Below are 10,974 nucleotides of genomic sequence, written 5' to 3' on the forward strand. Positions count from 1 at the left end.
GAGCATCTTATTTTTATTATCTAGTAATTAGCCAAAGTCAAGAGACCTGACAGGTTTTGAAAACCTGTCAGGTCTTTTTCCATTAAAGACAATCGAAAAATCCATTTGAAGATTAACAAACCACATGGCAGAGCTCCTCATCGGATGAATATCACCTCAGAGCAAGTTTCATCCGATGAATGTTCGGAGACATATGCGGAACTTCCAACTCTTCCTGTCTGAAAAGCTGCTTTACTAAACTTTCAAAGTTTGATAGAGCCTACCATCTTTGGATTGGGATTTTTCTAAAGCAGGATCAATTTTCGGTACGGGAAGTCTGAAGACTTCAATGGTTCAAAGGTCCAAGTCACCGCTTTGCTCAAGATTTGAACCAGTACGCGGGTTCTAAGACCTGCCAGGTCTCGAAAACCTGGCAGGTCTGTCGCACAGGATTCTCTACCTTAGCCAACGGTAGCACAGTTTCTTGACAGCAATCCTTCTCAACAAAATTACAAGTCCCAGAACCACACAAACTCCATAGACTATCAAGGAGGGTAGCGGACTCAACAGCTCCAACTTGTTATTCAAAAAAATAAACGAAAAAGCCGCTACTGTAAAGGCAATGCTTGTCGTTGAATATATCTTGTTTGCAAGCACTGTGCATATATGGGCTTTTTGAGATTCAAAATAATCCCAATAGGAAGCTAGATCATATTTTTTAATGAGAATGTAAGCTTTAAAATACTTCCTCTCCCCTAACTCAAAATCAAGGGCAATTTTGCCAAACATCTTCATCGAGCCTCTTTTTTCATCGGATAGAGGTTCGTCTATGAGCAGGTCCATTCCTGATTTAGAAGCCCACACACCCAGCTTATACAATTGAAGTTTGTCGGCAGTTATGGCTAAGATTTGATATAGATCAACTTTGGCATTATGCTGTTTTGGTAATTCAGAACTAGCACTCCAAAGTACCACAACATCATCGTATTTACCTTCTTCAAAAAGAGTTTTAAATTGAGTGATCATGGAGCATAGAACTACTTCTGCTTCACTACTTCTTCAAGTTGCTGTTTCAGCTCCTTTATCTCCTCCGCCTGAGCTTTGTTGATCTCGTTCTGCTGAATCAAATAAAGCGTAAGCTCCTCCACTTTCTCAAGCAATTTCAGATTCATCTCTTTCAGCTCTATACCATTTTCCTCCATTTCCTTAGCGGAAGGGATATTAGGTAGGTGACTGTAGTTCTCGACATAATGCTTTACCTCCTCCAGGCTCTGCAATTCATACGATTCTTTAAACACATAATCGGGAGCCACCGCACCATTGAGGTCTACTTTTACTTCCTGGGTATGTATTTGGCCTTTGACCGCAAGTGCTGCATCAGGATTTGTAGTACCGATGCCTACATTGCCGCCAAAAGGATTCAGTGCAAGCACACCAACATACTCCGCAAAGTTAGAATGTTCATGACCTGCCCGCAGATAGACTTTTCGCTCATTGAAATTATTTGAAAGCGCCATATAAAAGCCGTTGTTACTGCTCGACAGTTTGAAATCATACTTACTGGCATAATTTGAGGAATTGTTACTTGTAGCATTTAATGGTAATGATGATGTGCCATTCAACCGCATCGTTCCGTTCACATGCAACGTGTTTAAGGGATCTCTTTCTCCTATACCTACATTCCCTCCGAAAGGATTCAAGGAGAGTATACCCGTATATTCGGCATAACTTGTATGGTTATGCCCCGACTGCATGTAAACCTTCCGCTCATTTTGTGTATTGGAAACTGTCATGAAAAGGCCATTGTTAGCACTTGTTAGCTTAAAATCATAGTTCGTAACATAATTGGAAGAGTTATTACTTGTAGCATTTGTAGGCATTGCCGAAAGTCCGTTCAGACGCATAGTTCCATTTACATGAAGACTATTTGAGGGACTATTTGTGCCTATGCCTACAGGGTCCAGTGTGGTAACTATTGTTCCATCTTCCACCCATTGAGCGAATAATGCAAAATTGAAAGATAGAAGTGTGGTGATGAGTAGTAGTTTTTTCATTTTGATGTTAATCTAAAATATTACCATAGGTTGGACAGGGACTAAGTTGCTTACCTCCTCCTTAAAAATGCTCGTTCACTTAATTCAAATCCAAATTTCAAGGTCCACGCTCTTGGATATATTGCATTTTGATAATCATGGAGAAAGTTGTAAAGGACTAACACATTGACATTGACCAATGCATGGACGTTAAATTTTTTTCCGGCTCCGGCAAGTAATCCGTTTACCCATATTGTTTCTTGTTGATCACTACCAGCTATGGCTACCTTTTTTGATAATCTTTCAAACTCCCCGTATGCAAAGAAACCCATGGCTATATCATAACTGGTAAAGCCTTTGTAGCCATAGCTATTCGAAGGTATGGCAGGCACAGAAGCAATGGTATCACTACCAAAGGTATGTCTTATAGTACCCCCTACTCCTACTATAAATTTCTTGTTAAACTTGTAACCCACCTGGGGAGTAAGGTCAATAGAAAATGGTTTAATACTATTTACTATAAAGTTACCCCCTAAATATAATCGCTCTTTTAGCGGCCTTCCCTTTAATGAGCTTCTTTTTACTGCTGTGGACATATCATTAGAATTAGGAAGCTTGATGTATTTTTTCTGAAGCCTTTGAAGCTTTTTTTGAGCTGCCTGGAGCTTTTCTGAGTGAGCGGCAAAAAACTCAGCAGCCTTTTCTTTTGCCATCTCTCTTCCCGTATTGCGCATCTCCTCAACATCAGAATACTTCTCCACGTCATTTTTGTATGTATCCGGAGCATCTTGCCACTCTTTTAGAGCATTCCGCTCCTCCTGGAAGGCTTGCAACTCTTCCATACCCTCCAACTTCGACCCATATTGCTTTGCCTCCTCTTGTGCAACGTGGCCAGCCGCAGATTTCAGGCTATCCGGATTATCCAGATCTCCGATCTTTTGACCGGCCATACGTTCCACTTCTGCAGCGCCCGTGGCTGCTTTCAGCTCCTGCTCAACCTTTTGCTGCGCTATAGCCTGCAGAGAGTCCACCTGGCTGCTATCTGGCGATACACCCTTAAGCGCATCTATATGCTGACCCCCCGGCAATTCATCTGCCAAGCGGTTGGCCTTAACTAAGCTATCGGATTTATACCTCCAATACTTCCTTGCCGCTTTTGCCTGCTTCAAACTGTCTTTGCTGTAGTACTTTTTATACCTTTTCAGCTTAGTACGAGCATCCCTGGCTTTCTCTACTTTTTGTATTTGCTTGTCACTAAGCTTTACTTCAAAGTTTTGAGAAAACAGTGTTAATGGGAGTAGGATGAGCGATATGGCGAATAATATTTTAGTTTTTTTGCATTGATGGATAATTGTCCTAGACCACTTTGCTCTTCGTACTATCATATATTTTAACAGCTAATTCATTCATCTTCTAATAGATATAAATCAAAATCCAATTCAGCACCAAGATCATGAATAAATGAAATAAATTCCTTTGATAGGTTCAATGATGGCGTTTCCCCATTAGCTATTTCAATAACCGCATTTACAGTCACCTCAAGTTGATTATTCTCTACGTATTTCTTAATTGCACCAGTCTTTCCTTCAAATATCCTTTCGAATTGCAGAGTTAATTCGCTGAAATCCAAACTACTTATGAAACCGATCGAATACTCCCAAGCTGATTCCTTTCTTTTCTGCATTGATTTTCCTTTTCTCAATTCCATGTAGGTATCAATTAGATCCCCCTTTAACCAACTGTCAGACGGCTCAACACCTATGTCTTTTGTAAAATCGATAGGATTAAAAGGATCTCCAAATACGACTAAGGTCAACTTAAGTTGAGTAACAAATGTATGTGCCTGTTTCATAAGAAAATACCTGTAAAAATCGCTTCGCCTACACCACCTTTTTTTAATATCAATATTTCACCAGTTTCTGTGTGTCTATATAAATCAAATTTAGATATTCCTTTTGATCCCAAAAATTCTTTCTTTAGAGCATGAGCATCTATACCGGCTTTTTTTAGCATGTTAGGCTTAATCAGCTTAATATTGTTCATGTTTCTTCCTGCTGCTCCAACTGATTTAAAGCCGTTGATAGTTTTAGTACTCTTCTTAGCGACAGTTTTGGTAACCTTCTTCCTTGCCTGCTTCTTTACGGCAGTGGAAAATATCTTTTTTGCTGCACCCTTGACAATACTACCAGAACCAAGTGTTAGAAGATCTACATCAATATTGTAAGGTTCTATACCATTTCCTGTTAAAAATGAGGATGGATAATAATCACTAAACGCCGGATCATAGATCGTCTCCTCAAGCCACATCTCACCAACTATTATCTGCCCTTTGGGTATGTCTTGCCCAATCTTAAAAAGATGTATCAAGGTATTCACAGTTGGTCCCACCATGCGACTAAAGTCGCCAATAGACCTTCCAACGTCTGACAGCACTCCATGCTGAAGCCCATAAACCATACCCGCTCCTGCTACAGCACCACCCAACGCGGCCAATGCTGTCTGCTCAAGGTCTGCACCATTTTTACGAGCTGCATAGCCTGCTGCTGCACCACCAACAACTGCACCAGCTATTATCTGAGCAGTTGGTCCAAAAAATCCCCCATCCGGATCCACACCATTTATCGGATTATTTCCCATACCAACGTAAGGGTTGGCAAATTGGGCATAAGGGTCTTGACTATACCATGTACCCAAGCGACTATCATAATTTCCCCTTATGGCAAAGGCATTCCAGTGTGTGTACTCGTCATACTCACTGTATAAACCCTGGTATTTAAAATGATTAGGGACCAGGCCTTCATTTACATATTTTTTGCTGGCTATTTCCATACCAAAAGGATAATAGTCGGAAGTGCTCGTTACCTGCAGCCTGGCATTGTTGCGATCATGCACCACAGTTACGTCATCAAAGTAGCATTCTGTAACGGTACTTTCATTGATTACATAAATGTAGATATACCCATCAAACGGAACGTCTATTTCGATGTCTAGTTCGGTCCACTGTCCCCATGCGTCATCGCCAACAGCATCATAGCCGAATTGAGGCGTTCCCGTATAATCTTCCGGAAAAAGCATATAATTCAGATATGCCTTAGGTGCATTGAAGTTGTTATTACTGACCTGCGCTGAAAAACCAGGTAAGTGTGTTTCAAAAGCATTAAACATTACCTGCGTTTCTCCACCGTTGGCTATTTGAAACGTATTAGTGACAATCTCCACTATATTAGGTATTAATGAATTATCCCCCCCTTTGTCACTCGTGAATATAGCATTGGCAGATATTTTAAGCTTCTCCCTTGTTTTACAGCCAGTTGTATGGCAGGTCCCACTGTTCTACTTGTATTGCCCTTCGTAGTTGCTATATATTCCGGAAAAGGAACTATTGGCGAGGAAGGTGTTGTGTTCAGTACCTGGCTATTCAAAGCTGCCCCGGATCTCGTTGCCGCAACATTTAAAAAATCTGATTCTTCTTGCGATGCCAGCTCCTCTTCCATGGTAGCCTTATACACATTTACCTCACTTAGCATACCAAAGGTCAGACGAGTATTTCCTACATGATCAGTCATGAAGTACTCATATTCATATTTATCGCTTTTATTAATAGCTCGCCCTTCATTATGTAATACAAAGGCAAGTTCAGCATTCTCATACTGAATTGAACCTATATAATCTGTACTCCTGATCGTTTGACCATCTTTAGTAACTACTTTCGACAATTGTGTTCCGGTGGCATCGTAGGTATTCGTTATCACTATCCCATCGTAAAATTCGATACGCTCCGGAAGATCGAGATAGTTATATATTATAGATACAATTTCACTGTTCAGATCTTCTTTTACATTACCATTTTCATCATAGGTATATTCTGTAGGAAGTGAAACATTATGCTCGTTAAATCCAAAATAGCGGTAAGTGCCAGCATCCTCAACCTGCTGAAGTTGATTACCGGTATGCGCATATGTAAGGTCATCAATGGAAGTAGGGTTGGTTGCTCCAGCAACATTTTCATATCTCTGCAAAGCCTTTATATTGCCATTTTTATCGTATTGCAAGACGCGTTCATCATGCATTCCTCCATCACCTGTGTACCCGCCTGTCTCGTTAGCATAATTGGCACGCATAAGTCTGGTAAAATTATCATACTCAAAGCTGTAAGCTTCTTTTATACTACTGTTATGTTCATCATTTCTCTTCCAGAAAATGGCTGCCAGATCACCTCCATACTGGTTTTCAATAGATCGACCATTTATCGTTGAGACGGTGGCGTTGTTATAAACAAGCTCCATCCCAAACAAGTCATTCTCGCCTGAAGTCAAATCTGCATCGTTTATATGGGTGAGCCATCCCCGGATGTTATACATATAATCTATAGATTGTATGTAGCTGCTGCCATTGTTAGTCGAATATAGATTTTTCTCGATCATCTGATCTCGTCCATCGTATTTGTAGCTGGCAAGGATTACTGGATCCTGGTTATCAATAGCATGTTTTACTGTTCGTAACCTTCCACTGTGATCATACTCATATTCCTCAAGTACCTTAAGTTGCACGGAGGCCGTAACATGATTAAGCAACATTTTTTGCGACCTTCCCATAAAATCGTAAGCCATACTCATTCGATCAGTTCCATTCAAGTGATTTTCTGCAATCAGTTGAAGAGGGCGATACTTGCTATCGTAGTAAACAACCGTATTCAGCCACTTGCTACCTCCTATGACTTTGACTTTACTTCCAGTTGGCTGTCCCTTGACGGCATAATCAACGGCTACTGCCACTTCCGGCTGGCTTATAGCAGCATAAGAATGCCCTTCCACGTCCCAATTAGTATTAGATAAATAACTATAGTCATCGAAATAGCTTATTGAAAGCAGATCACTCTCACCTACCGTAGTTGGAAATGTCCTGTTAAGGGTATACCCTACGGAAGAAGTATTTCTAACCTCAAAGCGATACGGATTTAAGGATGTATTTTTTACATCATTGATCAGGTATTTATAAAGTCTAGCCGTTTTATATATACCAGTGATTACCGGCCTGTTTAGCTCATCGTATTTAAAAAACGACCATTCTGCAGGAGATTTTGCACGCTGATTGCCATCTTGTATCAGCACCACTCTTCCATAGTTGTCGTATATTGCTATTACCTTGTCCACTCCTGGGCTTTTACTAATAATTATGTTACCACGCTCATCGTATTCAAATTCGTAATACCAGGTATCTGCATAATCAGCGGTGGGTGTATAGTTACTGACAGCCAAAGGAGGTATTATGAACCTTAACCTGTCCATTTCATCATATACATAATAAGTGTCCAATGTCTCTGTGCTACCTGTTTTACTCACTCTGGAGAGTACTACTCTTCCTTGTGCATCAGAGTATTCTTTAATGATATTACCATCTTCATCTACAACCTGTTCATAAACTAATGTGTTAGCAGCGTGTGTAGAGATAGATCGTGGAAGACCTGAATACACATCCCATTTTCGCACTTCAGAGGCAGTGTTTAATTTTGTTTTACCGGAAATATTCTTATTGTTGCTATGCCATACTGCCCCAGGTCCGGTAGTACTTAAAAGTCTATCTAAAGGCGAGGATTCATAGCTGTATGATGTATAAGGCACCTCATTGGTGTAAGTATTCAAAAGATCTGTAACAGCCGATGGCCTAAATGCCCCATCCTTACCGGAATGCTCTTGGACAATATATGCTTTGTCGGTTCTACTCTTATTATCATAGGAATAAGGTTGAACTATATCCTTGCCACTTGCTCCCGCTTCCTGAGCTACGGTTTGGATGGTTCTTCCAATGCCATCAATATAGTTAAAAGAGGTGACCTTCCCGTTGGGAGATAGGGGCGCGATCTGGTTTTCAGTAGTTATACCAGATTCTTGTATGATCTCCGTTCGCACATAGTTTTGTTCCGGATTAGGGGGAACATTAGTAGGTTGATCAAGCATTTTAATATAAAACTCTCCATGCTCAGATGCACTCACCGAAAATCCGGGAGTCAGCTTAAGGCTCTTAATCACCAGATAAGATTTACCGTTGTTGCAAGAGATTTCGGTTTCATTAACTATTTCTTCTCCGCTAATAGGTCCGTTGCAGATGGGAGTAGGGAGCTGTTGAGCTATGGAATAAAAGGCAACAGCAAATAGAAGGAAAAGGGTAATATATATTCTTCTCATAATGTTTTTATTAATCATGGATTATTTCTGTATTGCTCCTCCACAATCAGCATCAGATTGATAATATCTTACAAGGGTTGTGGCTGAACCCTGTGCTTCAGTGCCACAGCTATCAGTCACCGTACAACGTATGGTATAGTACCCAGAAACTAACTGCTCGGGAAATTGCACGGTATTAGAAGAACCAAACAAAATGTACCATGTTGAAGAATTTGGCCTCTGATAATGCCATTCATAGGTATATGGGCCATTACATCCTTTAGTTAGAGAGCTAACCTTTACGTATGTGATACTGGTATTTCCACTCGAGGTACATGTTCCATATGTGGGGTTATTCGTTCCACAAATATCTATTTCTGCAGGTCCATCAACACAAAGGCCAATTTCCATAGGTTGATAAACCTTAATTTGCTTTGAAAATTGAACCGTTTCATATTCTGGATTAAGCAGGGTCAATGTAACATTATAGGTGCCGGTAGCACTGTAGGAGTGGCTAATGTATTTATCATCTTCCACCACTGTATTGTCTTTAAAATCCCAGTAGTATTGATTTTTTCCGACAACAGGATCAGCACCTGTAGCGGTAAAACTAATCGACTGACCTACTTCTGCAAAGTCGCGACTAGAAGTAAAAGTAGCGTCAATCCCTAACTCATTTTTTTGGTGATACCGGTACCGTGTCGTGATGTGTCCATCATTGTTCTTGATTAATTTCAGCCTGTTCATGTGGTCGTACTCGTACGTCCGAATTTTCCCATTCAAATCCTCCACTTGTTTTAGTCCCACCATAGGTTCGTGTGTATACGTAGTTGAAAAAGCATTAGACGATGGGTTTACAATTTCGGAAGCCATTCTTCCCTCCGCTGTCCATGTATACCCTACCTCTGTCTCATCTTCACCGACAATACTAATGACTTGACCATCATTGGGGTCATAAGTATACTCAGCCATTTTCTTATATCTACTATCCCAGGTCAAATCTCCCGTGGTGGTACTTATTGCTGAAGATTGAAAATCTGAAATAGGATTTTGAATTAGTAACTGATACTCTTCAAAAGGAAGCGCGCGGCTTACATTTCCTCCATACTTTTTGTAGGTTGTCAACTTCGCCCCAACTACGGCGAAAGAAGTTTCAGATGGACCTTTTTTATAGTACACCACTTCCAAAGGAGTGGCAATGCTGTTATTCACCCCAAGACTTTTGATGGCCCCGGATCTTACCGGCGGAGAGGTGGGAAGACTACTAATATTATAATCTTTAGGATATTTGAAAGTGGTCTTCAACTCAGTACCATCTGCCAATGTTTGAAGAACCTCCGACACTAAAGATGGGTATTGTGTATTATATGTATAAGCTGTAGTTGTTGAAATGCTATTGGTGTTGTCCTGATCATAATCAGAAACAATACTTTGCTGCACGCTGAACGGCTTGATAACAACATCGTATTTAGCAGCATATACCAAATGCCATTCATTGTCAAATTTTGTATTTAAGTCTATAACCCAGGAACTGATATTAAACTCCTCGGACAGATCAAAATTGTAATCATTGTGGATATGCCTGATCGTTTTGCCACTGGCATTCTTGTAATATATATCCGCTAAATTACCCCGCTCCCAGGCGTAGGAAGTATAAGGAGCGAATGGTAAGCCATTCGGATCCAAATTACCCTCGAAATATGTCATATAGATTGGGCCCTCCTTATACTTGTAAGAGGTAACAGGGCTAGGTGCCGAATCGGGACGATCACTGAAATTATAAAATTCCTGAACTATCTCACCACCATCGGCAAGAGCTTCAGTTACTCTACCGTAGCCCACATGGACTCCACCTAAATCGTAAAGATGAGTTAAAGACTGCGATTTTCTTAAAATATATTCGACCTTACATTCAGTCGTCTCACACCAAGCGTAAAAACACTCCGTATCCGAAGAGTAAGTGTCCAAATAGTAATGATATTTCGGACGGCTGTATGTTTCTGCTTCCTCATAAGTATACTCCCTATCAGTCCATTCAGACGTTCCATCACTTAATAATACTTGAAATATTCTCAAACCTCCTGACTGGGTGTGTGGCTCATATACAAGCTTTTGATAGCCCCCCGTCGGAAATATAACCTTATTCAGCGCATAAGCTTTAGTAGCATCAAAATGCGAAGATTTGTCTACCCCCTCGAAGGTAGCCACCGGTGTACTGTTCTCAATTATATTAACTTCCGGTATCAATGAGGAGTATGCTCTATGGCCATTGGCACCATATTGGTACCGATACCCATTTGCATAGCCCCAATGGTCTATATGGGGAGAGTCTCGTGGCGGCAGTAACGTAGATTCCTCGTACTCAAAAGCCCTGAAAGCACTTCCATTGTTATTAATAGACAATAATTTAAGTCGATTACAGTTCTTATCACCCCCGCATGATACTTCGGTAGCCGTAATATTGTAGTAAAGTGGCTTCTTGTTGAAATAGTTATAGTTTAGTTCATAGCTATCTATTTGAACATTCTGATGATCTTTGAGTGTGACACTACTAAGCATAACACCCCCTGTTAAATCTTGTCTTCCCGAAGAGTAGGAGAAACTGACTTTTCCCTTATCTGTAGTGATCAAGTTGATATTTTTCTGAGAAATAGAAAGTCTGGTATTGGTAAAATAATGCATGCTATTCTTCTGGTAAGCATCACAGTCTTTTACAGTAATCGTCTTCTCTTTTTCGGAAAACAATTCATAGTTAATGTTGAACCGAACACCTACGGTGGAGGGCACAACGGATTACA

The 10,974-nt window shown here is 40.5% G+C and carries 7 protein-coding genes; all 7 read right to left on the minus strand.

Annotated elements, in window-relative coordinates:
* Positions 1-435 precede the first annotated feature (435 nt).
* The 7 genes from C900_RS09150 to C900_RS09180 are packed head-to-tail and all read right to left on the minus strand — an operon-like array spanning position 436 to position 10,858.
* Positions 436-1,005 (minus strand): hypothetical protein, encoded by a 570-nt coding sequence (locus tag C900_RS09150; protein WP_009579483.1) that lies wholly within the window; start codon positions 1,003-1,005, stop codon positions 436-438.
* A gap of 11 nt (positions 1,006-1,016) precedes the next feature.
* Complete coding sequence (locus C900_RS28285; RefSeq protein WP_009579485.1) at positions 1,017-2,033, minus strand: vacuolar protein sorting family 37 protein; 1,017 nt, start codon at positions 2,031-2,033, stop codon at positions 1,017-1,019.
* A 50-nt stretch (positions 2,034-2,083) separates the two neighbouring features.
* Positions 2,084-3,397, minus strand: coding sequence for a hypothetical protein (locus C900_RS09160; protein WP_009579487.1), 1,314 nt, complete (start codon positions 3,395-3,397; stop codon positions 2,084-2,086).
* 17 nt (positions 3,398-3,414) lie between these two features.
* A complete protein-coding gene (locus C900_RS09165; protein WP_009579489.1) occupies positions 3,415-3,864 on the minus strand; it encodes a DUF4279 domain-containing protein in 450 nt (149 codons plus the stop codon).
* Complete coding sequence (locus tag C900_RS28290; protein WP_009579491.1) at positions 3,861-5,231, minus strand: RHS repeat-associated core domain-containing protein; 1,371 nt, start codon at positions 5,229-5,231, stop codon at positions 3,861-3,863. Before C900_RS28290 ends, C900_RS09165 begins: the two co-directional genes overlap by 4 nt.
* Positions 5,232-5,242: 11 nt before the next feature.
* On the minus strand, positions 5,243-8,197 hold the full coding sequence (locus C900_RS09175; protein ID WP_040496285.1) for a DUF6443 domain-containing protein: 2,955 nt from the start codon (positions 8,195-8,197) through the stop codon (positions 5,243-5,245).
* 21 nt (positions 8,198-8,218) lie between these two features.
* Positions 8,219-10,858, minus strand: a complete 2,640-nt coding sequence (locus C900_RS09180) for a PKD domain-containing protein (protein WP_221408117.1) — start codon at positions 10,856-10,858, stop codon at positions 8,219-8,221.
* Positions 10,859-10,974: the final 116 nt, after the last annotated feature.

The sequence above is a fragment of the Fulvivirga imtechensis AK7 genome, from assembly GCF_000331535.1.
GTDB lineage: Bacteria > Bacteroidota > Bacteroidia > Cytophagales > Cyclobacteriaceae > Fulvivirga > Fulvivirga imtechensis.